This is a genomic window from Pseudomonas sp. ChxA, from assembly GCF_030263855.1.
GTDB classification, from domain to species: domain Bacteria; phylum Pseudomonadota; class Gammaproteobacteria; order Pseudomonadales; family Pseudomonadaceae; genus Aquipseudomonas; species Aquipseudomonas fluorescens_CB.
This window is the reverse complement of record NZ_JARPMK010000001.1, coordinates 3,953,388-3,978,934: the sequence shown is the minus strand read 5'-3', so window position 1 is coordinate 3,978,934 and position 25,547 is coordinate 3,953,388. Positions and strand designations below refer to the sequence as shown.

The window sequence follows — 25,547 nt, the reverse complement described above, 5'->3', positions numbered from 1 at the left end:
TTTGGGAGCTGGCTTGCCTGCGATAGCGGTGGGTCAGCCACCCATTGATTAACTGACACACCGCTATCGCAGGCAAGCCAGCTCCCACACAAGCCCATTCCCACATTGGATCGGGTGTTGCCCGCTGTTACTCCGTCAAGAACAACAAAATGGAGAACACCATGACTGCTCAACCCGTCAAAATCGACGACCTGCCGATCGGCCGTTTTCACCTGAAAATTGCCGGCCTCACCTTCGGCGCACATTTCACCGATGGCTATATCCTTGGCCTGATCGGCATTGCCTTCACCCTGCTCAGCCCACAGATGCAACTGGACGCCTTCTGGCAAGGCTTGATCGGCGCTTCGGCGCTGATCGGGCTGTTTGTGGGCAGCCTGTTTTTCGGCTGGATTTCCGACACTCTCGGCCGGCAGAAAATCTTCCTGGTCAGCTTTGTGCTGATTACCGTCGCCTCGGTCATGCAGTTTTATGCCGAGACGGCCATGGGCCTGTTGCTGTGCCGCATCCTCATCGGCATTGGCCTGGGCGGCGATTTCAGCGTGGGCCACGCCATGCTTGCCGAATTCGCGCCGAAGAAGCATCGCGGCGTGTTGCTCGGCTCTTTTAGCGTGGTCTGGACCGTTGGTTATGTGGCGGCAACCTTTGTCGGTACCGCGATGCTCAGCCTCGGCGACGACGCCTGGCGCTGGATGCTCGCGTCGTCGGCGATTCCGGCCGGGTTGATCCTGATCGCCCGAATCGGCACGCCGGAATCACCGCGTTGGCTGGTCAACCGTGGGCGCATCGCCGAGGCCCGTGCCATCGTCAAAAAGCACTTGGGCGAGCATGTGGTGTTGGATGAAGAACCGCCGACGCAGACCCGTTCCGGTTATGGCGTGTTGTTCAGTCGTGAGTACCGTAAGCGCACCGCGTTCAATTGCCTGTTTTTTGTCTGCATCGTGATGCCGTATTTCGCGATCTATACGTTTCTGCCATCGATCCTGCAGAAGATGGGGTTGTCCCAGGGGTTCGGTACTGAGTTGCTGCTTAACCTGTTGCTGATTGTCGGTGCATTGATAGGTATTTGGTGCACCGTGAAGTTCTCGCGGCGGGGCTTCCTCATCAACTCATTCATCATCCTTGCGGCGGCGTTGTTTTTACTCGCTGTGTTGCCGGGGAGTATGGCGTGGTTGATGGTGCTGACCTTTGGTGTGTTCACGCTGGTGTTGTCGGCCGTGAGCAACTTGGTTGGCGTGTTCCCGGCCGAAAGCTTTCCAACCGAAGTGCGTGCCAGCGGGATTGGCCTGGCGACAGCGGTAAGCCGGTTGGGGTCGGCGATCAGCACGTTTTTGCTGCCGGTGAGTGTGGCGGGCATTGGCTTGAGCCCGACCATGGGGATTCTCGCGGCTATCCTGGTGTTGGGTGCGATCATCTCCTGGGCCTGGGCGCCAGAGACCAAAGCGTTGACCTTGAGCCAAGCGTGCAAAGCCCAAGCGCCGTCGGTGTCAGGGATTGCTGACCTGGCCCAGCCACTGCGTAAACAAGCGAACCTTGGATAATCCCTGTTTGTCTGCCGCCACATCCAGCCAATAACCATAGGGGCCGATCACTTCCACGGGAGTGATCGGCACTAAACTGCCATTGGCCAATTCACGTTCGATCATCTGCCGGTCGATCACCGCCAGGCCACCGCCGGCCAGGGCGGTGTGGATCACCTGGTCCAGGGTGCTGAATTCCAGGCCCTGGCCCGCATCGATGTCGTCTCGGCCCATGGCCGCCAGCCAGTTCTCCCAGACCTTCAAACGCTTGCCGTCGTGCAGGATATGCAGCAGTGGGAAACGCCGCAGATCCGGCGGTTGGCCGCCTTCGAACAGTTCCGGGCTGGCCACCGCGATATGCCGCTCCATCACCAACAGCTCACTGCTGCAATGCGGGTCCGCATGCAGGCCGAAACGAATCCGGCAGTCGACCTCCGCAAGGCTGTCGTGGGTGTTTTGGTGGGTGACGCTGAGGTTGATATCCGGGTAGCGCTCGCAAAAGCGCCGCAAGTGTGCCGACAACCAGCGCGTGGCCCAGGTGGGCGGTGCGACGACGCGCAGGCGCTGGCGCAGGTTGGGCACGCGCACGGCTTGCAGGGCGCGCTCGATATGGTCGAAGGCGTCGCTCAGGTGCGGCGAGAGGGCAAAGCCGGCTTCGGTCAGGGACAGGCCCTGGGGCGTACGAATGAACAGGGCGACACCGAGGTAGTCTTCCAGTTGTTTGATCTGGCGGCTGACCGCGCCCTGGGTCACGTTGAGGCCCACGGCGGCCTGGCTGAAGCTGCGATGGCGGGCGACTTCTTCGAAGACGCGGAGCATGGTGAGGGCAGGCAGGTGGCGCATGGGTGGAGTCCATACTTGTTATTTTTATGGTGTCTTTGCTGGCCTCATCACAGGCAACCCCACTCCCAAACTGGCAACGCATTTCAATGTGGGAGCTGGCTTGCCTGCGATGGCGCCGGTGGCCTATTAGAAGTAGTAACCGATGTTCATGTACAGCTGATTTTCCAACTGATTACTGCCGCCTGCGCCCAAGCTCTGGGTGTAGCTGCTGCCGCCAATGTACGGGTCGTTCTTGCCGATCAGCCACTCCGTCGCCACCCATAATTTACTGACCGAAAACGAAGTGCCCAGGATCAGCCGCTGTGAGGTTTTGAAGTCATTGTCAGACTTGTCAAAGGCACTGTAGTTGGCATACAGCTTCACCCCGCTGATCTGGTCGAACAGGTACTTGCCGCCTACGTCGTAACTCAAATCCGCCACATACAAGTTGCCGCGACTGGCGACGTTGAAGGTGCCGTCATACCCGCCCAGCGTCACCACGCCGTCGGTGCCTTCGTTGCGCGGCGACATTTGCTGGCGCGCCGCCTGCAGTTGCACACCCCACGGGCCGTTCTTGCCCAGGTAGTGAATGGCCACGGCGTTGCGGCGGCCATCGTTGCCGGTGTCTTTGTTCTCCAGGGTCGAGGTGAGGCCGGAGAGGCCGACTTCGGATTTCCAGTTACCCAGGTCCATTGCCTTGGCCACGCGTACCACCACGGTGTTGCGTTCCTGGTTGTTGCTACCATCGGCCACGTAGCTGTCGGCTTCGGAGACCACGCTGGAATAGGTCACGCCCTTGCTGGTGCCTTTGCCTTGCCATGCCGGGCGCAGGTAATAACCGGCCTGAATATTCCAGTCGCCGCTTTGCTGGATGTACTTGGCGCCGACCTGTTGTACGTCTTCAAGACCGATCACATTGCCCAGGGTTTCGTAGAAGGTGCTGCCGAAATAGGGCTGCAAGCCGAACGGTACGGTGTTCAGACCCACTTGCACTTGCTGGTTGGGATTGAACTTGTAGCCCACCCACGCAAATTTGGCGAACTGGATATCACCGTAGTTCTTGGTGTACTGGTACGGGTACGAACGCCCGTAGAAACGGTACTGCGCCTCACCGATCCAGGTGTCGGAGTTGTACTTGGCGCTGAGGAACGCGGTGTCGAGGCCGAATTTCTGGATGCCGCGGTCCGGGTCATAGTCCCAACGCGCGCGTACGGCGCCGCCGAGGTCGAGGTTGTCGGTGACCTGGTAGGCCATGGCGGGTGCCGCCAGGGCGCCGAGCACGGGTACCAGGGCGATGTAACGTAGGGTTGGTCGCATGGTTTTACTCTCGTTATTAGTTATTTTTGGCAACAGCAGCCCGTTGTCGCAGCGAGCGCTGCGACGCAGGGAAAGGCTTTGAACTCAGTGCGCGGCGGGGCGGATCAACCTCAGCGGTGGCCCGGCAGCCGGTAATTGCGTGGCGCCCGGTGCGGCGGCGAGCAGGGCTTGGGTGTAGCTGTTCTGGGGCCGCAACAGCACCTGTTCGGCGCTGCCGTATTCGACCACCTCACCCTGGCGCATCACGGCGATGTGGTCGCTGATCTGCGCCGCTACGCGCAGGTCATGGGTGATAAACAGGATGCTCAGGTTGAGTTGCTTTTGCAGATCGGCCAGCAGCTCCAGCACCTGCTTTTGCACCGACACATCCAGCGCCGAGACGCTTTCATCGGCGATCAACACTTCCGGGCGCATCGCCAGGGCGCGGGCGATGCCGATGCGCTGGCGCTGGCCACCGGAAAACTGCCGGGGTTTGCGCTTGAGCGCATCGCGCTTGAGGCCCACTTGTTCAAGCAAATCACCGGCCTCGGCCCAGGCGTCCTTGGCCGATAAACCACGCAGTTGCGCAGCACGGGCAATGATGTCGCCGACCCGATGGCGCGGGTTGAGTGAGCCATACGGGTCCTGGAAAATCATCTGGATGCGCCGCCGATTGGCCGCCAGGGCCGCGCCGCGCAAGGCCAAGAAGTCCGTATCACCGACCCATACATGCCCGCTGTCGCTGTCCACCAGGCGGATTGCGGCCTTGACCAGCGTGCTTTTCCCCGAGCCGGACTCGCCGACAATCGCCAGTGTTTTGCCGCGTGGCAGGTTCAGCGATACGTTACGCAAGGCCGCGACCGAGCTGCCGCCGACGGTGTAGGTCTTGGTCAGGTTCTGGATGCGCAGCGCCAGCTCGCCATCGGCACTGGGTGTGTGCAGTTCAGGATGCAGCGCCGGTACCGCCGCAATCAACTTGCGGGTGTAGGCGTGGGCCGGGGCGTTGAGCACCTGGTCGCGCTCGCCGATTTCCACCAGACGGCCGCCTTCCATCACGGCGATGCGGTCGGCAATCTGCGCTACCACCCCGAAGTCGTGGGTGATAAACAAAATGCCATGCTGACCGCGCCCGCGCAGGTCGCGCACCAGCTTCAACACCTGGGCCTGGGTGGTGACGTCGAGGGCGGTGGTCGGTTCGTCGGCGATCAGTAAGTCGGGGTTCATCGCCAAGGCCATGGCGATCACTACCCGCTGGCATTGGCCGCCGGAGAGTTGATGGGGAAAGCTGTTGGCGATGCGCGGCGGGTCGGGCAACTGGGTGGATTCCAGCAGTGCGAGCATGCGTTCGCGGCGTTCGCGCTGGGGCATTTGCGGCGCATGGATTTCGAAGATTTCTTCGACTTGCTTGCCGATCCGGATCGCCGGGTTCAACGCTGCCATCGGTTCCTGGAAAATCATTGCGATGCGGTTGCCGCGCAACTGGCGCAGGCGGGTTTCGTTGAGGGTGCAAATATCCTCGCCAAGAAAGTCGATCACCCCACCGGCGTGACGCAAGCCTTTGGCGTAGTCGCCCATGATCGCCGCCGACAGCACCGATTTACCTGAGCCGGATTCGCCGATCACACAGAGGATTTCGCCCTTGCGTACCTCCAGGCTGATGCCGTGCACCGCATGGCTGCGGTCTGCGCCGGCTGGCAGTTCAATCGAGAGGTTTTGCACGCGCAATACGGGTTGTGGGTTCATGCTCAATTCCTTGCGCCTTGCTGGGCGTTTTCATCCAGGCCGTCGGCCAGCAGGCTCAAGCCCAGCATCAGGGTGGAGATGGCAATGCACGGGAAGATCACCAGGTGCGGGAAGGCGATGGCCATGGCGCGGCCGTCGTTGATCATGCCGCCCCAGTCGGGTGTGGGCGGCGGCAGGCCGAGGCCGAGAAAACCCAGGGCGCCAATCATGATCGCGGTGTAGCCGATGCGCAGGCAGAAATCCACGATCAACGGGCCACCGCAGTTGGGCAAAATCTCCACCAGCATGATGCGCAGCGAGCCTTCGCCCTGGGTGATTGCACTGAGCACGTAGTCGCGCGAGCGAATATCGATGGTCAGCGCACGCATGATGCGAAAGATCGCCGGCGCACTGGTAAACGTCACCGCAATCAGGATGTTCAGCGCCGAGGCGCCGAGGGCGATGATGATCACGATGTACAACACCAGCACCGGGAACGACAGCACGGTGTCGGCCACATACGACAGCAGCGCATCGACCCAACCGTTGAAGTAACCGGCACACAGGCCCATGGCGATGCCGACGGCGAACGCCGTGAGCGTGGCCAGGATCGACCAGAACAGCACGGTGCGGGTGCCCCAGATCAGCCGCGAGAGGATGTCGCGCCCGATCATGTCGGTGCCCAGCAGGAAGCTCTGGCCGTTGTCGCCGACACTCATCGGCGTCAGCAAGGGCGTGAAGCTCTCCAGCGGATCATGCGGCGCCAACCACGGCGCAAATAGCGCGATCAATACCCAGCCGCCGACCAGCAACAAGCCGAGTAACGCCAGAGGATGTTTGAAGGCTTGCAGGCGATTCATTGAGCACCTCCGCCGAGACTGCGCAGGGTGATGCGCGGGTTGAGCCAGGTGTAGGCCAGATCCGAGAAGATCTTGGTGATGCCCACCACCACGGCGCTGACCATCGCGCAGGCTTCGATCAGGTACACGTCATGGTTCAGCGATGCGGTGTAGAGCAGCGAACCGAAGCCCTTGTAGGCGAAAAACACCTCGACCACGATCACGTTGGACAGCAGCCACGGGATGTAGAGCATGATCACCGTGATCGGTGCGATCAGTACGTTACGCAGGGCATGGCGTACCACGATGCGCGCGGTGGAGGCGCCTTTTAGCCGCGCGGTGCGGATGTAGGGCGACTGCATCACTTCGACCATCGACGCCCGGGTGATCCGCGCCAGGTAGCCGATGCCGAACAGGCACAGCACCATCAACGGCAGCACCAATTGCACGGCGCTGAAGCCGTCGCTCATGCTGCTCACGCCTGGCAGCCAGTTGAGCCAGAACACGAAGATCGCCGAGACGAACACGGCACTGGCAAAGTCGGGGATCGAGGTGGTGACGATCGACAGGAACGACACCAGCCGGTCCAGCAGCGAACCCTGGCGAATGCCGGCCAGGATGCCGAGGGTCAAGGCCACGGGCACCATCACCAGCAAGGCCAGGCCAGCCAGGGTCAGGGTTTGCGCCAGGTTGGGCAGCAGCAGTTTGATCACCGATTCGCGAAAGTACACCGAGGTGCCCCAGTCGCCGCTGACAAAGTCCTTGAGCCACAGCAGGTAACGCCACACGAAGGGTTGGTTGTAGCCATGTTCCACCAACCATGCCGCGCGCTGATCGGCGGCGGAGTAGGGACCGAGGACGTTGATCGCGACGTCCTCGATGTTCAGTTCCAGGGCCAGGAACACGATCACTGACACCGACAGCAAGGTCGCCAGCAGCGCCAGTAGTTTGCGCAATAGAAAATGAGCCATGGGTGCATGCTCCGACGAAGTTTGGAATGCCTGCCCTGTGGGCAGGAAACGCGCGCGCCTTGATTCAGGCGCTCAGCCACACGTTACCCATGGGGTAGAAGTCGGAAGGATGCACCTCAAAGCCCTGCACTTTTTTGCTCACGGCGGTGAACTTGTCGCCCCAGAACGGCTGCACGATCACGCAGGCGTCCTGCAAAATCTGCTCGACGCTTTGCATCGCCACCGCGCGTTGCTTGGGGTCGATGATGCCCATGGCTTTGTCCAGCGCGGCGTCGAACGCCGGGTCGCTGTAGTGGCTTTCGTTCCATGCGCCGCCGCCACGATAGGCCAGCTCCAGGGACATCACGCCCAGCGGGCGATGCGCCCAATAGGTGAGGCTGAAGGCGGCCTTGTCCCAGATCGGCCAGTACTGCGCGGCGGGCACCACTTTCAGGTTGATGCGAATTCCGGCTTCCAGGCAGTTCTGTTGCAGGATCTGCGCGCAGTCCTGCTCATAGCGGCCCTGGGTGTTGCCGACGATCAGGTCGATATCCAAACCGTTCGGAAAACCCGCTTCAGCCAGCAGCTTTTTCGCCGCCGCCACGTCGCGCTCGCGCTTGGGCAGCGGGAAGTATTCGGGGTGGGAGGGGGCCACATGGTGGTCTTCGCCCAAGGTGCCCATGCCGCGATAGGCGATCTTGAGCATCTGCGCGTTATCAGCGCAGAGCACCACGGCTTTACGGATGCGCAAGTCGGTGAAGGGTTTCTGGTCGCAGGCCATGCGCATCACCACGGTTTGCGCGGATTTGCAGGTCAGCAACTGCGCGCCGGGCAGGCGCTTGGCCAGGTCGAGTTCGGCCACGGTCACGCGGTACAGCACATCGACTTGCCCGGCTTGCAGGGCGGCAAGATGGGTGGACACGTCGGTGCCCATGTCGATGTAACGCAACTCGTCGAGGTTGGCGGGTTTGCCCCAGTAGTCGGCGCGCTTGGCGAAGGTCGCCTGCTTGTTCACCGCGAACGCCACCAGCTTGAACGGCCCGGTGGCCAGCGGGTTCTTGGACCAGTCGTCACCGGCCTTGAAGCTGCGGTGCACGATGGCGCAGGTGAAGGCGTTGAGCATTTCCGGAATCGCCAGCATTGGCCGTTTCAGTTGCAGGCGGAACTGGTAGTCGCTGACTTTTTCGAAGGCTTTGATGTCCTGGAACGCGGTGCGGTTGACCGACTTGGAGTCGGCAGCGATCCAGCGTTCAATGTTGTGCTGCACGTCGTCGATGTTGAAGCTGTCACCGTTGCTCCACTTCACGTCCTGGCGCAGGTTGAAGGTCCAGGTGGTGAGGTCGTCGGACGGGCTCCAGCTTTCGGCGAGGTACGGATGGGTGATGTTGTCGGCGTCGACCCAGGTCAGGTATTCCAGCGAGTTGCGCAACAGGTTCGAGGCTTCGATCCAGGTGATCAGCATCGGGTCCTGGATTTCCTGGATCGCGCAGGCAAAGCGCAGGCTGCCGCCTTGGCGGGCCGGTGTGCCTTCGGCGGCCTGGGCGTCGCTGCCCAGTAAAGCAGAGCCCAGAAAGGTGCTGGCGCTGGCGACGGTGACGCCCAATAGCGCGGCGGTGCGCAGGAACTGGCGGCGGTTGATTTCAGCGCTTTTAACTTGCACACACAGGTCATTGATGGCTGGATGCGGCGGGGCGCCGTCCAGGGTAGTCAAGTCTTTCATAAGCCTCTCCGGTACTTGCGAATATGCGTTTTTGTTGAACCGCAAGGGTCAGTGGCAAGCGCAGCAACGGCGCAGCACGAACCGCTGTGAAACCGGCAGAAGAACAAGGCGCAACGAAGTCAGAAGGCGGGCAATGGGATAGGACATAGGGCAGCTCTCATGTTGTTTTTATTAGAGATGCCCGCAGTTTTGTCATTTGCGCAAAGATGGACAAACGACAAATTCTGCGCAGTAACCTTCTATAAATGCATGTTACGGATCCCTCCCAAGGGCACCTATCGAGCTAGACGTGTTCAGCGTGGCAACAGGCGCGGGTCGAACGGGTAATCAGAGAGCAACTCAATGCCGTGTTCGTGGATATAAATCTGTTCTTCGAGCTTCACGCCTTCGCCGCCGTCATCGTGGCCGATGTAGCTTTCCACGCAGATGGTCATGCCAGCTTCGAACACGCCGTCATAACCCAGCGCATCGATGTCTTCGCGGTGCACCACGTAAGGGTATTCACCGGTCATGCCAACCCCGTGCGCCAGAGCGAAGTAGCGGTTGTTTTTGTAATGTTCGGGAATTTTCCAGGCCATCTCGGCATATTCCTTGAAACTGCGCCCGGCCTTGAGCATTTCCACGTTGGTCTGTACTTGCTCGTAGGCGAGTTTGTACAGTTCCTGTTGCTTGGCGGTGGCGGCCTGGTCGCCACAGAGAAAGGTGCGCGAAAAGTCAGCGTAGTAGCCAAAGCGTCCGACCACGTCGGTGTCCAGCGCCACCAGATCACCGGCTTCAATAGGCCGCGTGCTGCACTCTTGGAACCACGGGTTAGTGCGTGGGCCAGAGGACAGCAGGCGAGTCTCGACGTAATCACCATCGGTCGCGATCACATGCTGGTGCAGATGTGACCACAGTTCGTTTTCGCTGATGCCAGGCACCAGTTTGCTTTCCATCAGGCGCACACCCGCTTCAGTGGCGCGCAGGCTGGCGCGGATCATTTTCAGTTCGTTGGGCACCTTGATGCAGCGCGCACGCTCCAGCGGTTCCTGGGCGTCAAACACTTGGTAGCCCAGGCGTTGCAGTTCGAACGCGGCGGCCGAGGTGGCGCTTTCGATGGCAATGCGTTTACCCCCGCCGCACTTGCGCACCAGTTCATCAATCTCGGCGGCCCAGTCGGCGGTGACGTTGCTCAAGAAGCTGTCGCAGAAGTAGTAGGAAATGGCTTTGGCCGGGCGCACTTCATCCACGGTATTCAGGCTTTCGGCCAGGTGCAGACAGCCGCCGAACTCGAAGATCACCACCGGGCCTTCTGCCGGTATAAAGGCATAACGCGCCGGGTTGCGTGCCGAGTACACCTGCATGTTGCGTGAGCCGGTGGCGTAGCGCATATGGGTGGGGTCGAACAGCACACAAGCGGCGTAGTCACGTTTTTTCAGTTCGTTGCGTACCCGTTGCAGGCGGTCCAGCTGGATTTGCTGGATTTCGTCATAAGTGGGTTCGCAGTCGGCGGGGTTGCGGTTGGGGCCTGACAGACTCATGGGTGTTCCTCGCAGGGCAAAGACGGTTTTTTGGTTTTTTATGGGCGTGAATCAGTCGAGCAACTGGTCGCTGCGCACCAGGTTGCGTTCGGCTTGCAGGTGGGCTTCGGACAGGCGTCCGTAAAGCTGTTTGGTGCGTTGGGCGCGGCCAATGATTCCGGGCTTCTCGGAGTAGGCGAAGATCGCGGTGTTGCGCTCGGTTGAGCCTTCCACGCGGGTGACGCGGTGCACCGAGAAACGGCCCTTAAAGATCTGCAAGTCACCGGGGTTGAGCTCCAGATTCTGCACCCGCGAGCGGTCTTCGCCACGCACCACTTTGCCGACGGCGCCGAGGTTCTCCTGGCTGCGCGAGCGGATCATCGGCGCGTACTCGAACAGGCCACCGGCCTCGGGCTTCTGGGTCATCATGCTGACGATGAATTCGTTGGTGTCGAAGTGCCAAGGCTGCTCGGTGCCCTCGGGCATCACGTTGATCACCAGGCCGGCGAAAGGGTCGGCGTATTCGAAAATCTCCGGTTCGTCGAGGCAGGCGCCGATAAAGCGCTTCATCATTGGCGACACGTACAGGCGATGGATGATCGCGTCGGGGGCGATCATGTCGCGGGTCACGAATCCACTGGTGCGCTCCATGAACGTGCGGCGCGGGTCATCCTGGGGCAGGCTGGGGTCGTCTTCGGTGAAGTAGGCGTTGACCTTGCGCACCGAATAGAACGTCTTGCCCGACAGTGCCTGGCCTTCCAGGCGCGCCTGTTCCAGCACTTCGGGGCGCAGGAAGTTCTTCAGCAGGCAGCAACCGTCTTCGGCCAGTTCGGCACGCGCATGTTCAATTAATGCGCGCAGTCGAACATGGCCCGAATCATGTATGGGATACAGCGCTGTATTAATGATATCGCTGATATCACCGGTTTCGGCATCGGCAAGTTTAAGACTCATACACGGCTCCTGAAGTAGGCTGTTGTGTTGAGTCGATAGTTGCGTAAACCGGTTTGAAGTGGAAATTACAAGTTGTGATCGAATCCATCGGCAGGGGCGATAGTTATGTCAGGCGAACTGGATGGCAGCTTACTTAAAGTGTTTGTGGCAATTATCGAATGCCAGGGGTTTTCGGCGGCGGCCGAGCGTCTGCATAAAACCCAGTCCACCGTCAGCCAGAGCTTGCAGCGCCTGGAAGAGATCGTGGGAACGCCGCTTATTCACCGCACCAGCCGCTCCATCGGCCTTACGCCGAGCGGCGAAACCTTTCTGATTTATGCGCGGCAGATCCTCAAGCTGCACCTTGAGGCGGTCAGCGCGGCTCAATTACCCAATGAGCAGGTGTGTATCCATGTGGGTATGCCCGAGGACTACGCTCAATACTGCCTGGGCGGGATGCTCAAGGATTTTCAGGCGCAGTTTGCCCAGGTGCGCCCGGATATTTGCTGTGAGATGTCTACGGCGCTGGTCAGCCGCTTGCATCGCGGCGAGCTGGACTTGGTGCTGGGTGTTGAACATGCGGGCCTGCAACCGGGGGAATACCTGTGCGATGAACCGTTGGTGTGGGTGGCGGCGCCGAGTTGGAGTGGCGTAGGGCGCCAATCGGTGCCGCTGGCTGTGTACGCCGAAGGGTGCGCGTTCCGTGCCAATGCCGTGCAGGCGCTGGCTCAGGCCGGGCGTTCATGGCAGGTGGTTTATACCAGCCAAAGCCCGCGTGGTATTGCGATTGCCATCGAGCAGGGGTTGTCGGTAGGGGTCATGGCGCGGCGGTTGGTGCCGCAGGGCTGGCAGATTCTGGATGAGCAACAAGGCTTTCCACCGATTGCACCGGCGCGCCTGATGTTCTGGCGCTCGACAGGTTGCCAGGTGCCGGAAGTGGACGCTCTGGTAGAAATATTGCAGCGCCAGTTGGGGCGCTCAGGGTACCTGCACAGCCAGCGCATCCAGGGCCTGTCGATGAGCCATGCGTTTGAGCAGTAACAAACTCGCCAGTACCCAGCCGGCAATCCAGGCATGCACTACGGCAAATTCACCACTGGCCTGCAACAACCAACCACACAGCCCGTTCGCCGAGGCACTCGCCAAGCCATAGCTGACCATACTCAGGCTCACTACTTGCAGGCTGTGTACCGGTTCCAGGCGTGCGCTGAGGTAGGCCGCCATCAAGCCCCATGAGGGGAAATAAAATACTGCAAACAAACCGGCGGCCAGCCAACTCAATAGCAGGCTGGGATGCCACAGCAGGCCAAGCATCGCCAGACCAAAGGCGCCGATGCTCAGCGCCAGCACGCGCAGCGCACCCCAGCGGTCCGCGAACGTGCCCAATAGCAGCCCGCCGATGGCGCCGCCGATTCCGATCAATGTCCACATAGAGCCGGTCACCGTCGCGCCGGCATGCAGTCGATCGCTGACAAAGGCCGACAAAAAATTGAGAAACGGCCCACTGATAGCGCCGATAAATCCACTGAGCAACACAATCTGCAAGGCTACCGGCTGGTTCACACACAGATGCAGCCATTGCCTGAGCACTTGGTCGAACGCGGGCGGGCGGACGGCGCGGGGCGCTTGTTCGACGTGCGAGGCGAGGGCCCACAGGGTCAGCAGCGTGACCAGCAGTGTCAAGCCTGCGCAGATCAACCAGAACTGGCGCAACGACAGCCCCTGCAACAGCGCAATCAACAGCCCGTTCAAACAAATTGCAAAGGCCGCCCCCGATGACGCCAGCCCCAATACGCGGCTGAGGTGGCTGGCCGGTATGACCTCGCGCGCCAACGCCGTAATAGCATTCCAGTTCGACACCGCACACGCCGACACCAACGCCAGGCACAGGGCAAACGGCAATACCCACGGCGTGGCGACGGCCAGAGCCAGCAGCACCGGGCTTAACCCAATCGTCATGCGCACCATGTTTCGCGGGCTAACCCAGGCCGCAGCAACGCCGCTGGCAATCGAGGCGCCCATGTAGAACAGCTGCAACACGGCGGCAATCAGTGCGGCCTGGCTATAGCTGAGTTCAAATACCTGGCGGATCTGCGGTAATAAAGCTGAATACAGGAAAATACTGAAACCGTGGGTGGTGGCATTGCAGGCGGTAAATACAAGTGCCAGCAAGCCGACACTTCGCCTTGATGAAACGGGTGTGTTCGACATGCCGAGGTCTCGGATTAATTAAGGGGAAACCAACAGGGTTAGTTGTTCGGCAGGCTAACTTTTGTAGGCAGTGGGCGACCAGTGCTTAATTGTCTTAGTGTGCATGCGAAATACGCGTGCTATTTGTTCGTGCACGACGTGATTAGTCAAAAAACGACACAGTCAGTTTCAGTCCTGTGAAGAGGGAGCTACCCCTGGCCCAACACATAAAGGTATGTTGTGCGCACAATTGCTCCGCTCAATCATTCCTTGTTCGCTGCTGTCGAGTGCCCTCCATGAAACGCAAAATGCCTGGTCTCAATGCCCTCAAAGCCTTCGAAGTCGCCGGCAGTACTGGCAGCTTTACCCGGGCTGCAGAGCTGTTGAATGTGACCCAAAGCGCGGTCAGTCGCCAGGTACGCCAGCTTGAGGAACAATTGGGTGAGAACCTGTTGGAGCGCCGCCATCACCATCTGGAACTGACCAGCGCCGGCCGGGTGTTGCTGCGGGCGTTGCACCAGTCCTTCGACAAGATCGAGCTGACGGTGCGCAGCATCCAGCAGAAAACCCACTCCAACCGCTTGCATATCAACGCGCCGCCGACGTTTACCAGCCGCTGGTTGATGCCGCGTTTGGGGCGTTTGCGCGAGGCGCATCCGGAGTTGGAGCTGAGCATCACCACGTGCCTGCAAGACAGCCTGGCGCAGACCAGCACGCTCGATTGCGCCATTCGGTTCGGCAATGGCGAGTGGGATGGCCTGGACAGTTCGTTGCTGATTCAGGAGCGGCACATCGCGGTGTGCGCGCCGTCGCTGTATGCCCGGGAATGCAGTGATGGCGTGGATCTGAATCGCATGACTTTACTGCATGTGTTGGCCAGTGAAGATCAGCGTTACTTGACGTGGAAGCATTGGCTGGACGCGGCGCGGATTCATGGGGTGGATACCCAGGGCGGCTATGAATTCGACTTGCTGGACCTGGCGATTCGGGCGGCGACGGATGGGTTGGGGATTACCATTGCCGACTGGCACATGGTCGCAGCGGAACTGGCCTGTGGGCAGTTGACGCAGGTGCTGAATGTGCATGTGGAAGGGCATCAGTCCTATTGGCTGGTGACCCGGCCGGAGCAGACGGATTCGCCGCAGTTGCAGGTGTTCGGCCGGTGGTTGCAGGAGGAGATCTGGTTGGCGCAGCGGCAGTTGGAGCCCTCTACTGCGGCGGGTTGATTGTGTGCATATCCGATTAGCCACGGATTCAAGCCTGCGTTCGACCTGAGTGGTTAGATCTAAAGCGAAAGCGAATGGCATACACCAAAGAGCTGATTTCTGTGGGAGCTGGCTTGTCGAATCATCGTCGCACCGCTGCGATACAGACGCCTCGGTATGTCAGGCCATCGCAGCATGGGCATCTACACAACATTAACGTTGAGGTGGTCTTGGTGGGGCTGGGCGGTCGGGGGGCATATCCGTTGCTGCGGTAACGGCTTCTATTGGTTCCGCTCTTACAGCGGGTCACTTTTGTAAAGACACAAAAGTAACCAAAAAGTCTTCGCCCCAACACTCGGTGCCTCGCTTAGGCTCGGCATGCCCGTAATCCGACAGTGATTTGGGGGGCCGCCGCGATGGGCCATCCTTGGCCCAGCGCGGCTAAACCGGCATCCCTGCCGGTTTACCCCCCAAATCACTGTCGAATTCCGGCCATCGTGTTTAACGGGGCGATTTCAGATCAAGATCAAAAGCGCAGATCAAAAGACCGCTGACTTCGTCATCGAAAAGGATGTAAGGGCCGGAGCAACAGCAACAGCAACAGCAACAGCAAAGCCATACTCGGTCAAAGGTGGGAGCTGGCTTGTCGAATCGTCGCACCGCTGCGATGGCATCAACTCGGTGTGCCTGATGTACCGAGGTGTCTGCATCGCAGGCAAGCCAGCTCCCACAGAAAAGCAGTTCTTCAGTGTATTCAGATAGGCTTTTGCCTTGCACTTGATCTGGCTCTTGCTTCAACCACTCAGGTCGGCTTTCAGGCCGCCGTGCTGTAGATCTTGATCTTGATCTGAGACGCCCCGTTAACCACGATGGCCGAACGCAGGCTTGAATCCGTGGGTAACCCGGCAGGACGCCGGGTTAGCCGCGCTGGGCCAAGGATGGCCCATCGCGGCGGCCCACGGATTCAAGCCGGAGTGAGGGCACACCGAGCCTAAGCGAGGTGCCGAGGGGTGGGGCACAGACCTTTTGGTTACTTTTGGGGCGTTTGCCAAAAGTGACCCGCTGTAAGAGCGGAACCGATAGAAGCCGTTACCGCAGCAACGGATATGTACACCACCAAAAGACCGCTATCGCAGGCAAGCCAGCTCCCACAGTTGACCGTGTGCAGCTTGCCTGATCATGGCCGCTTTGGCTGTGCTTTTGCTTCAACCACTCAGGAGATATGTTCCCGCCACAGACACACAAACCTGCATTTTCCTCACGTTACCCCACCCAATAAGTCGTTTGCCTGCCCCCCTAACAACGACAAAACTGCATGTCACTCGCAAAACAACAACGTTGGGCAAACCACATGCAATTCGAGCGCAATTTCTTTAACGGTCAATTCGTCAAGCCCGCCAGCGACGCCTTGATCGCCGTTTACAACCCTGCCAATGAATCCCTGGTCGGCCATGTCAGCGCCGCCACCGCCGACGAGGCCATCGCCGCCGTCGACGCCGCCGCCATCGCCCAGAAAACCTGGGGCAAGCTCACCAGCATCGAGCGTGCCGAACACCTGCGTGCTTTCGCCGATGCCCTGGACAACCACGCCGAAGCCATCGGCACGGCATTGGCCAGCGAGTCCGGCAAGAGCGTCAGTGACGCCAGCAACGAAGCCCGCTACGCCGCGCAAATTACCCGTTACCACGCCGAATGGGCCCGCCGCATCGAAGGCGAGATCATCCCCAGCGATACCCCGGACGAAAACCTGTTTCTGCAACGCGAGCCGATTGGTGTCGTGGCCTGCCTGATTCCGTTCAATTACCCGGTCTACACGCTGCTGCGCAAGATCGCCCCGGCGCTGATCGCCGGTAATACCGTGGTAGTGCGGCCCAGCAACAACACGCCACTGTCGGCGTTTGAAATTGCCAAGGCAGTGGTAACAGCCGGTATTCCAGCCGGTGTGATCAACATCCTGACCATGGACCACGCCACCGCCGCCAGCGTCTGCACGCACAAGGCCGTCGGCCTGATCACCCTCACCGGTAGCGTGAATGCCGGGCGTATCGTGCTTGATTACTGCAAGGCCAACATCGCCAAGCCATCCCTGGAGTTGGGCGGCAAGACCCCGGCAATCATCGAACCGGATGCCGACCTGGAAACAGCCGCCAGCGCTATCGTTGCGTCCAAGACTACCCACTGCGGCCAACTGTGTACGGCGGTGGAGCGCGTGTATGTGCACGAAAGCATTTACGACCCATTCCTCGCACTGCTGAAAACCAAGATCAGCGCGGTGAGGTTCGGTGACCGTTCCACGGACGAAAGCCTGATGGGCCCGTTGGTCAACGCCAGCTCGCAAAAGAATATCCACGCCATGGTCGAGCGCGCCGTCGCTGCCGGTGCTGTACTGGAAACAGGTGGTGTGCTGCCAGCCGGGCCGGGCCATTTCTATCCGCCGACCTTGCTCAGCGGTTGCCGCCAGGACATGGAAATCATTCAGGAAGAAATCTTCGGCCCGGTGTTGCCGGTGCTCAAGTACCGCGACATCGACGAAGCGCTGGCCATGGCCAACGACCATCAGTTCGGCCTGTCATCAGTGCTCTACACCGAGAACTACCGCACGGCGATGAAAGTGGCGAATGCCATCGAAGCCGGCGAGCTGTACGTCAATCGCACGCCGGCAGACCCGTATCAGGGTTTCCATGCCGGTTGGAAACGCTCAGGGCTGGGCGGCGATGACGGCAAGCACGGGATGCTTGAATTTACCCAGACCCGCCTGGTGGTCATGAAGTACTGATCCACGCGCACCTGTTGCACCTTTAATAAAAACAATTATCAGGGCGCCCGCGCAGCGGGTGCCTGAGGTCCACATGATGTCCAAGCCTGCACCCGTTGCCCAGGTTTTCGTTGCCGTGCCCGCGGCAAACGACAAAGCCAGCCGTTATTTCCAATTGCTGTTGCTGGTACTCGCCGCCGGCGCGATCTACCCGATCCTCTACCTGCGCCAGGTCTACCAGACCACCATGCTCGACGTGTTCCAGATCAACCACAGTCAACTGGGCTACCTGTACTCCATGCTCGGCACGATCTTTTTGCTCAGCTACCTGCCCAGCGGCTGGCTGGCCGACCGTTTGCCGCCACGCTTTTTGATCTTCTTCTCACTGGTCGCCACCGGCGCATTGGGCCTGTGGTACGCCAGCGTGCCGTCAATGACCGGCCTGATGATCATTTTCGGTTGCTGGGGCCTGACCACTGGCTTGACGTTCTGGGCCTCGGTGCTCAAGCGCGTGAAGATGATTGCTCATCAGAGTGAGCAGGGGCGGTTCTTCGGCATCCTCGATGGCGGTCGCGGCCTGGTGGAGGCCTTGCTGGCGACCGTGGCCCTGGGGCTGTTTGCCTATGCCACCGAAACCCAAAGCCAGTCGGCGGCCCAAGGTTTCAAGCATGTGGTGTACCTGTACTCGTTTATCTGCATCGTGATCGGCTGCGGTTTGGTGCTGCTCAAAGATCCAAAATCCCTGACTGAGACGGCAGCAGTAGAGAAGGGCAAGTTCAACCTGATCGCCGACCTGACCACCTTGGTGAAAATCCCTGAGCTGTGGCTGGTGACCGCCATCGTGTTCTGCGGTTATCACATGTTCTGGGCCACCTACAGCTTCTCCGACTACCTGCAAGGCAGCGGCATGACCGCGGTAATGGCCGGCACCATCACCACTATCAAGTTGTGGATGCGCCCGATCGGCGGCATCGGCGGCGGCTGGCTGGGCGACAAGTTCTCGAACATTTCGGTGCTGATCGTCGCGCTGGTGCTGGTGACCCTGGCGATGGTCGGGCTGATTGTGTTCCCGGCGCTCAACAGTCTTGGCCTGCTGATCGGCACGGTGATCTTTATCGGCCTGATGACCTATGCGATTCGCGGCTTGTACTGGGCGATTCTCGACAGCTGCGACATTCCGCTGCGCATCACTGGCCTGGCCATCGGCATTGTCTCGGTGGTGGGTTACCTGCCCGACACCTTTATCCCGCTGATCAATGGCTACCTGACCGACACCTACCCAGGCAAGGCCGGCTACAACCTGTATTTCGGCTACATCGCCTTTATCGGCGTGCTCGGGACGCTTGCGGCCCTGACGCTGCGCGCCCGAATCAACCGTAAAAAATTCAACCAGACAGGTGCCTGAGATGAAAATCGTCGCCCTTGAAACCCATATCGTTGCCGTCCCACCGCCGCATATCGGTGGCATGTATTGGCTGTTCGTCAAACTCAAGACCGACTGCGGCATCGAAGGCGTCGGCGAGATCTACGCCGCCACCTTCGGCCCCAAGGCCATGCTGCCGATCATCGAGGATGTGTTCGAGCGCTACCTGCTCAACCACGACCCGCACCATATCGAGCGTTTTTTTCGCCAGGCTTATTCGAGCGGTTTCACCCAACGCCCGGACCTGACCATGATGGGCGTGGTCAGCGGCCTGGAAATGGCGTGCTGGGACATCATCGGCAAAGCCGCCAACAAGCCGGTCTATGAGCTGCTGGGTGGCAAGGTCAACGAGCGCCTGCGCTCCTACACCTACCTGTACCCGGTCAACAGCAAGGGCGAGTACGACTACGACGACCCGGACCTGGCTGCCGAGTGCGCCATCGAGAACATGAACAAAGGCTTCACTGCCGTGAAGTTCGACCCGGCCGGCCCCTACACTGCGTACTCCGGCCACCAGATTTCGCTGCAAGTGCTGGAGCGCTGCGAAACCTTCTGCCGCAAGATCCGCGAGGCGGTGGGCGACAAATGCGACCTGTTGTTCGGCACCCATGGGCAGATGGTGCCGTCGTCGGCGATCCGCCTGGCCAAGCGCCTGGAGAAATACGACCCGCTGTGGTTCGAAGAACCGGTGCCGCCAGGCCAGGAAGACGCCATGGCCCAGGTCGCGGCCAAGACCAGCATCCCGATTGCCACCGGCGAACGCCTGACCACCAAGTACGAGTTTTTCAAACTGCTGCAAGCCGGTGGCGCGTCGATCCTGCAGATGAACGTGGCGCGCTGCGGCGGGCTGCTGGAGGCGAAGAAAATCGCGAGCATGGCCGAGGCCTACTACGCGCAAATCGCGCCGCACTTGTACAACGGGCCGATTGGCGCGGCGGCGAGTTTCCAGTTGGCCACGTGCACGCCGAACTTCCTGATCCAGGAAAGCATCATGACCTGGGGCGGTTTCCACGCCGAAGTGCTGACCAAGCCGCTGCAATGGGAGGACGGCTACATCATCCCGTCCACCGAACCGGGCCTGGGCGTGGAGCTGAACATGGACGTCGTGCGCAAACACACGCCGTACACCGGCGAGCGGTTGCACCTGCAGATGGCGCCGACGCCAGCTGAAGTAAAAGACACTTCGCCCGCCAAGGGCTGATAAAAACGACTTACGCGGTAACCGTGAATGACATATGACTACATCATCGCCGGCGCGGGTGCTGCCGGTTGCGTCCTGGCCAATCGGCTGTCGGCTTCGGGTGAATACTCGGTATTGCTGCTGGAAGCCGGTGGCAAAGACAGTTCCTGGTGGTTCAAAATCCCGGTCGGATTCGCCAAGATGTATTACAACCCGACCTTTAACTGGATGTACTACAGCCAGCCGCAAAAGCACTTGGCGGGCCGGGAGATCTACGCGCCGCGCGGCAAAGTGCAGGGCGGTTCGGGCTCGATCAACGCCATGATCTACGTGCGCGGCCAGGCCCATGACTTCAATGACTGGGCGGCCAACGGTAACGACGGTTGGGGTTTCAAGGATGTACTGCCGTACTTCCGCAAACTGGAAAATCACCCGCTGGGCGACACCGAGTACCACGGCGGCAGCGGCCCCATCAGCATCACACCGATGAAGGGCCAGACCCACCCGATTTGTGATGTGTTCCTCAAGGGCTGCGAACAACTCGGCTATGGCCTCAGCGATGACTTCAACGGTCCCCATTTCGAAGGCGCGGGCCTGTATGACGTCAACACCCGCAATGGCGAGCGCTGCTCCAGTAGCTTTGCGCATTTGCATCCGGCGCTCAGTCGCACGAACCTGACCGTTGAGTTGCATGCACTGGTTGATCGTGTGCTGTTTGATGACCAGCAACGCGCCACCGCGATCCGTGTGACCCAAAAGGGCGTGGTGCGCACCTTCACCGCACGCAAGGAAGTGATCCTCTGCGCGGGTGCCGTAGACACGCCGAAGCTCCTGCAACTGTCCGGCGTGGCCGATCAGCAACTGCTGGCCGAACACGGCATCCCCTTGGTCAAGCACCTGCCGGCCGTGGGTGAAAACCTGCAGGACCACTTGTGCGCCAGCTACTACTACAAGGCCAATATCCCCACCCTCAACGACGAACTCAGCTCGTTGTTCGGCCAGCTCAAACTGGGTCTCAAATACCTGTTCACCCGCAAGGGTGCGTTGGCGATGAGCGTCAACCAGGCCGGAGGTTTTTTTCGCGGTAACGATGAGCAGGCGGATCCCAACCTGCAGTTGTACTTCAACCCGCTGTCGTACCAGATCCCGAAAAATAACAAGGCCAGCCTCAAGCCCGAACCGTATTCCGGCTTTCTGCTGTGCTTCAACCCCTGCCGGCCGACCAGCCGCGGCACTGTCCGCATCGCCTCGAACAACCCAAGGGATGCGGCGTTGATCGATCCGAATTACCTGAGTACGCAAAAGGACATTGACGAGGTCATCCAGGGCAGCCGCTTGATGCGCAAGATCATGCAGGCGCCTGCGCTCAAGGGCATCACGGTGGCCGAAGTGTTACCCGGCGCAGCCGTGCAGAGCGACGAGCAGATGCTGCAATACTTCCGCGAAAACAGCGGCTCGATTTACCATCTGTGCGGCTCCTGTGCGATGGGCTCGGACCCGCAGGTTTCGGTGGTGGACAAGCGCTTGAAGGTGCATGGGTTGCAAGGCCTGCGCATCGTGGACGCCTCGATCTTCCCGAATGTGACCTCAGGTAATACCCATGCAGCGGTATTGATGGTGGCGGAGAAGGGCGCCGACCTCATTCTTGAGGATGCCTGATTGTGGGAGCTGGCTTGCCTGCGATAGCGGCGGGTCAGTTGGCCCATTTGTTACTGGGAGACCGCCATCGCAGGCAAGCCAGCTCCCACAGGGTCTGTGGCAGACTCGCAGAGTTTGAATTGAAATGCAGCCAGCTCCTACAGGGTCTGTGGCAGCCGCGTCGAGCTTGATTTGAAATACAGCCAGAATTGTGGGAGCTGGCTTGCCTGCGATAGCGTCGGGTCAGTTGGCCCATTTGCTACTGGGAGACCGCCATCGCAGGCAAGCCAGCTCCCACAGTGTCTGTGGCAGACTCGCAGAGTTTGAATTGAAATGCAGCCAGCTCCTACAGGGTCTGTGGCAGCCGCGTCGAGCTTGATTTGAAATACAGCCAGCTCCCACAAGGTCTGTGGCAGACTCGCAGAGTTTGAATTGAAATGCAGCCAGCTCCTACAGGGTCGGTGGCAGCCGCGTCGAGCTTGATTTGAAATACAGCCAGAATTGTGGGAGCTGGCTTGCCTGCGATAGCGGCGGGTCAGTTGGCCCATTTGTTACTGGGAGACCGCCATCGCAGGCAAGCCAGCTCCCACAGGGTCTGTGGCAGACTCGCAGAGTTTGAATTGAAATACAGCCAGCTCCTACAGGGTCTGTGACAGCCCTTGAAGGTCGGCTACCAGCCGCGCAAACGCTCCCAGCGTTGCACTTCACCGTTGTGCAACAGGGCGTTGTAACTGCCGAACTGCGCCCCCGTGGCGCACGCATGATTGGGCAGAATACGCAGGCGCGTGCCGAGCGGAAATTGCGCCACCACATCCACTCCATCTGCTTCGAACCTTGCCACGCCATGCTCCTGGTTGGCACTGCTCAACAGCAACCCGGCGATCAATTCACCGTGCTCATCGCACACCTGGCCATAACCAAAGTCGCGTTTTTGCGCGTGCGTGCCGCGATCGCGGCTCATGGCCATCCAGCCGGCGTCGGTGATGATCCAGCCTTTTTCCGCTTGATGGCCGATCACTGTGGTCAGCACGCTCAAGGCCAGTTCGTCGATGCGGCATACGCCGATGTTGTGCATCACCAGGTCAAAAAACGCGTACACACCCGCGCGCAGTTCGGTCACGCCTTCAAGGCTGACGGCCGACAACGCGGTAGGCGTGGAGCCGACACTGACCTGATCACAAGCCATCCCGGCGGCACGGATTCGTTGCGCCGCTTCAACGCAGCGTGCACGCTCCTGTTCAGCGATGGCCTGCAATGCTTCGGGCGTATCCAGCCCGTAGCTTTCCCCAGCGTGGGTCAATACGCCGACGAGGCTCTTGCCGAGCAACCGGGCGATGTCGAGCAATAACGGATCCAGCGGCTTGACCCCGGAACGGTGGCCGTCGCAATCAATCTCAATCATTACCGCCAAGGTTTCACCCTGCGCGGCGCCGAAATTGACGATGGCGTGGGCGCCGGCGAGGCTGTCGGTGATCAGCGTCAGCGCGCAACCCCGGCGGCGCAACGCCAGGGCCTGGGGCAGTTTGTGCGGGGCCATGGCGACAGCGTAGAGGATGTCCTGGATGCCTAGCTCAAAGAAATATTCGGCTTCCTTGAGCGTCGATACGGTGATGCCACGGGCACCGGCCGCTATCTGCGCAGCCACCACTTCGGCGCACTTGTGGGTTTTGACGTGGGGGCGCAAATGCACACCCAGGCTGTCGGCACGCTGCTGCATGCGCTCGAGGTTGCGGTGCATTTTCAGCGTGTCTAGCAATGCTGCTGGGGTGTCCATGGTTAACGCTCCACAAGGGCGGACAGTGGCCAAATTGACGGCCTGTCCAGGACTGGATATGTTGTCTTGCATGAAAAAGACCTCTAACGAAGAAACCACCCTGATCAGCCAGCTCGAACAGATTGCCGAAGGCTTGAGCAAAACCTTCAGCCCGTTCTGCGAAGTGGTGCTGCACGATTTGCGCGACCCGCAGCAGGCGATCCTGGCGATCCATAACAACCTCTCCGGGCGCTCGCCGGGCGACCCGACCACCGAGTTGGGCCTGGCGCGGATTGCCGACCCTGACTACCCGCAGATCATTGCCAATTACCGCAATCAGTTCGCCGATGGCCGCCAAGTCAAAAGCACCTCGATTGGTATCAAGGACGCCAGCGGCAAGTACGTCGCCGCCTTGTGCATGAACGTCGACCTCTCACTGTTCCGTGGCCTGCAGGGCATGCTTGAGCAATTTGGCTCGGTCACCGGCGACACGCTTATCGAATCCCTCGAGCCGTCCGGCGCGGATGTGATCCGCACCCGTATCGACCAGTTCGCCGCACGCCTGGCCACCACGCCGCGCGCGCTCAAGGCGGCGGATCGACGGCTGTTGCTGCAAGAGCTCAAGGACTCGGGCTGCATGGACATTCGTCGGGCCATGGAGACCGTGGCTGCGCACCTGGGCGTGTCCCGTGCGGCGGTCTACACCTACGCCAAGTAGCGCGCCACGGCTTCAATCTCCACCAGATAACCGTGGTGCAACTCGGGCACCGGCACCACCGCGCGGGCAGGGCGGTGCTCGCCCAGCACGGCGGAGTAAATACGGTCGAATTGCGGCCAATGCTGCACCCCGGCCACATACACCGTGACCTTCACCAGATCCTGCGGCGAGCCACCGGCGGCTTTCAGGATGGCCAGCAGGTTAGCCAGCGCAAGCTGGGCCTGTTCGGCAAACGACGCTTCAAGGTTGTGGCGCCCGTCCGCGCTCACCGGCAATTGCCCGGAGATATACAGCGTATCGCCGTGGCTGACGGCTTGGGCGTAATGCCCGGCAGGCGCCGAGGCGGCCTCGGTGTGGATGATATTCATGGCGCCTCGCTGAGCAACGCGGCGTAGCGCGCAATATCGACATTGCCGCCAGTGACGATAATGCCCACGCGCTGGCCCTTGAACCGCTGACCCAACTGGCGCAACGCCGCCAGGCCCAGGCAGCCGGTGGGTTCGACCACCATTTTCATGCGTTGCATAAAGAACTTCATCGAGGCCACCAACTGCGCGTCGGAGACGGTGAGAATGTCGGTGACCTTGTCGCGGATGATCGGGAAGGTGCAGTCGCCCAGGTGCTGGGTTTGCGCACCGTCGGCGATAGTCGCCGGGGTGTCGATGTGCACGATGCTGCCGGTTTGAAACGAGCGCTGGCCGTCATTGCCTGCATGGGGCTCAACACCAAACAACTGGCAATCGGGGGCCAGGGCACGGGTCGACAACGCGGTGCCCGAGAGCATGCCGCCACCGCCCAGACCGACGAACAGGGCGTCCAGAGGGCCGGTGAATTCCAGCAGTTCCTTGGCGGCCGTGCCTTGGCCGGCAAGGATGTGTGGATGGTCATACGGTGGGATCAATGTCATGCCGTGTTCAACTGCCAGGGTGCGGCCTATCTGCTCACGGTCTTCGGTGAAGCGGTCATACATCACCACGCTGGCGCCATATTCCCGGGTGGCGGCCACCTTGGCAGCGGGCGCGTCGGTGGGCATCACGATGGTCGCCGGCATGCCGAGCAATTGCGCGGCCAGCGCAATGCCCTGGGCATGGTTACCGGAGGAGAACGCCACCACGCCGGCCTTGCGCTGATGCGCGTCAAACTGTGAGAGGGCATTAAACGCACCGCGAAACTTGAACGAGCCGGTGCGCTGCAGGTTTTCACACTTGATGAACACCTGGGCGCCGGTTTCAGCGTCGAGGGTACGTGAGGTAAACACCGGCGTTTGATGGGTAAAGCCTTGCAGGCGTTGGGCGGCGGCGACGACATCTGAATAGTCAGGCAATTGCATGGGCGGACCTCGTGGGCGGACTTGGATAAAATATCCATATCAAGACAAATAGTAAAG

20 protein-coding genes are annotated in these 25,547 nt (G+C 60.3%); 8 read left to right on the top strand and 12 right to left on the bottom strand.

What is annotated here, in order from left to right; genetic code table 11:
* Positions 1-161: 161 nt before the first annotated feature.
* Positions 162-1,538 carry an MFS transporter gene (locus tag P5706_RS17750; RefSeq protein ID WP_285680502.1) on the top strand — a complete coding sequence of 459 codons (1,377 nt, stop codon included), beginning with the start codon at positions 162-164 and terminating at the stop codon, positions 1,536-1,538.
* Here the strand turns inward: P5706_RS17750 and P5706_RS17745 are convergent.
* From P5706_RS17745 to P5706_RS17710, 8 genes are all read right to left on the bottom strand, one after another.
* Positions 1,485-2,360, bottom strand: a complete 876-nt coding sequence (locus P5706_RS17745; RefSeq protein ID WP_285680500.1) for a LysR substrate-binding domain-containing protein — start codon at positions 2,358-2,360, stop codon at positions 1,485-1,487. The genes P5706_RS17750 and P5706_RS17745 overlap by 54 nt on opposite strands.
* Positions 2,361-2,486: 126 nt before the next feature.
* A complete protein-coding gene (locus P5706_RS17740; protein WP_200434189.1) occupies positions 2,487-3,656 on the bottom strand; it encodes a hypothetical protein in 1,170 nt (389 codons plus the stop codon).
* Positions 3,657-3,740: 84 nt separating this feature from the next.
* The gene (locus tag P5706_RS17735) at positions 3,741-5,378 is read right to left on the bottom strand and encodes a dipeptide ABC transporter ATP-binding protein (protein WP_200434188.1); all 1,638 of its coding nucleotides are present in this window, start codon (positions 5,376-5,378) and stop codon (positions 3,741-3,743) included.
* 2 nt (positions 5,379-5,380) lie between these two features.
* The gene (locus P5706_RS17730; RefSeq protein WP_200434187.1) at positions 5,381-6,217 is read right to left on the bottom strand and encodes an ABC transporter permease; all 837 of its coding nucleotides are present in this window, start codon (positions 6,215-6,217) and stop codon (positions 5,381-5,383) included.
* Positions 6,214-7,167 carry an ABC transporter permease gene (locus tag P5706_RS17725; protein WP_200434186.1) on the bottom strand — a complete coding sequence of 318 codons (954 nt, stop codon included), beginning with the start codon at positions 7,165-7,167 and terminating at the stop codon, positions 6,214-6,216. The genes P5706_RS17730 and P5706_RS17725 overlap by 4 nt, the downstream gene beginning before the upstream one ends.
* A gap of 64 nt (positions 7,168-7,231) precedes the next feature.
* On the bottom strand, positions 7,232-8,866 hold the full coding sequence (locus P5706_RS17720; protein WP_285680495.1) for an ABC transporter substrate-binding protein: 1,635 nt from the start codon (positions 8,864-8,866) through the stop codon (positions 7,232-7,234).
* A 293-nt stretch (positions 8,867-9,159) separates the two neighbouring features.
* Positions 9,160-10,386 (bottom strand): M24 family metallopeptidase, encoded by a 1,227-nt coding sequence (locus P5706_RS17715; protein WP_200434184.1) that lies wholly within the window; start codon positions 10,384-10,386, stop codon positions 9,160-9,162.
* A gap of 51 nt (positions 10,387-10,437) precedes the next feature.
* On the bottom strand, positions 10,438-11,319 hold the full coding sequence (locus tag P5706_RS17710; RefSeq protein WP_285680493.1) for a HalD/BesD family halogenase: 882 nt from the start codon (positions 11,317-11,319) through the stop codon (positions 10,438-10,440).
* A gap of 105 nt (positions 11,320-11,424) precedes the next feature.
* On the opposite strand from P5706_RS17710, the gene P5706_RS17705 reads away from it, so the two are divergent.
* Positions 11,425-12,339, top strand: coding sequence for a LysR family transcriptional regulator (locus P5706_RS17705; RefSeq protein WP_285680490.1), 915 nt, complete (start codon positions 11,425-11,427; stop codon positions 12,337-12,339).
* Here the strand turns inward: P5706_RS17705 and P5706_RS17700 are convergent.
* Positions 12,277-13,509, bottom strand: a complete 1,233-nt coding sequence (locus tag P5706_RS17700; protein ID WP_285680488.1) for an MFS transporter — start codon at positions 13,507-13,509, stop codon at positions 12,277-12,279. The two genes, P5706_RS17705 and P5706_RS17700, sit on opposite strands and share 63 nt — an antisense overlap.
* Before the next feature lie 275 nt (positions 13,510-13,784).
* Here P5706_RS17700 and P5706_RS17695 point away from each other — a divergent pair, with 275 nt between their 5' ends.
* The 5 genes from P5706_RS17695 (at position 13,785) to P5706_RS17675 (ending at position 21,710) form a co-directional block, all read left to right on the top strand.
* On the top strand, positions 13,785-14,714 hold the full coding sequence (locus P5706_RS17695) for a LysR substrate-binding domain-containing protein (protein WP_285680486.1): 930 nt from the start codon (positions 13,785-13,787) through the stop codon (positions 14,712-14,714).
* 1,330 nt (positions 14,715-16,044) lie between these two features.
* Positions 16,045-17,469, top strand: coding sequence for an aldehyde dehydrogenase (gene aldA, locus P5706_RS17690; RefSeq protein ID WP_200434676.1), 1,425 nt, complete (start codon positions 16,045-16,047; stop codon positions 17,467-17,469).
* A 76-nt stretch (positions 17,470-17,545) separates the two neighbouring features.
* Positions 17,546-18,853, top strand: a complete 1,308-nt coding sequence (locus P5706_RS17685) for an MFS transporter (protein ID WP_285682762.1) — start codon at positions 17,546-17,548, stop codon at positions 18,851-18,853.
* A 1-nt stretch (position 18,854) separates the two neighbouring features.
* The gene (locus P5706_RS17680) at positions 18,855-20,072 is read left to right on the top strand and encodes a mandelate racemase/muconate lactonizing enzyme family protein (RefSeq protein ID WP_285680484.1); all 1,218 of its coding nucleotides are present in this window, start codon (positions 18,855-18,857) and stop codon (positions 20,070-20,072) included.
* A gap of 27 nt (positions 20,073-20,099) precedes the next feature.
* Positions 20,100-21,710: a GMC family oxidoreductase gene (locus P5706_RS17675; RefSeq protein ID WP_285680482.1), complete on the top strand. Its 1,611-nt coding sequence runs from the start codon at positions 20,100-20,102 to the stop codon at positions 21,708-21,710.
* Between the two features lie 649 nt (positions 21,711-22,359).
* On the opposite strand, the gene P5706_RS17670 is transcribed toward P5706_RS17675, so the two are convergent.
* On the bottom strand, positions 22,360-23,463 hold the full coding sequence (locus P5706_RS17670) for an alanine racemase (RefSeq protein ID WP_285680481.1): 1,104 nt from the start codon (positions 23,461-23,463) through the stop codon (positions 22,360-22,362).
* Between the two features lie 70 nt (positions 23,464-23,533).
* Between P5706_RS17670 and P5706_RS17665 the strand changes: the two genes are divergently transcribed.
* The gene (locus P5706_RS17665; RefSeq protein WP_285680479.1) at positions 23,534-24,160 is read left to right on the top strand and encodes a helix-turn-helix transcriptional regulator; all 627 of its coding nucleotides are present in this window, start codon (positions 23,534-23,536) and stop codon (positions 24,158-24,160) included.
* Here the strand turns inward: P5706_RS17665 and P5706_RS17660 are convergent.
* The gene (locus P5706_RS17660) at positions 24,148-24,528 is read right to left on the bottom strand and encodes a RidA family protein (protein WP_285680476.1); all 381 of its coding nucleotides are present in this window, start codon (positions 24,526-24,528) and stop codon (positions 24,148-24,150) included. The two genes, P5706_RS17665 and P5706_RS17660, sit on opposite strands and share 13 nt — an antisense overlap.
* The gene (locus P5706_RS17655; protein WP_285680474.1) at positions 24,525-25,490 is read right to left on the bottom strand and encodes a threo-3-hydroxy-L-aspartate ammonia-lyase; all 966 of its coding nucleotides are present in this window, start codon (positions 25,488-25,490) and stop codon (positions 24,525-24,527) included. The genes P5706_RS17660 and P5706_RS17655 overlap by 4 nt, the downstream gene beginning before the upstream one ends.
* Positions 25,491-25,547 lie beyond the last annotated feature (57 nt).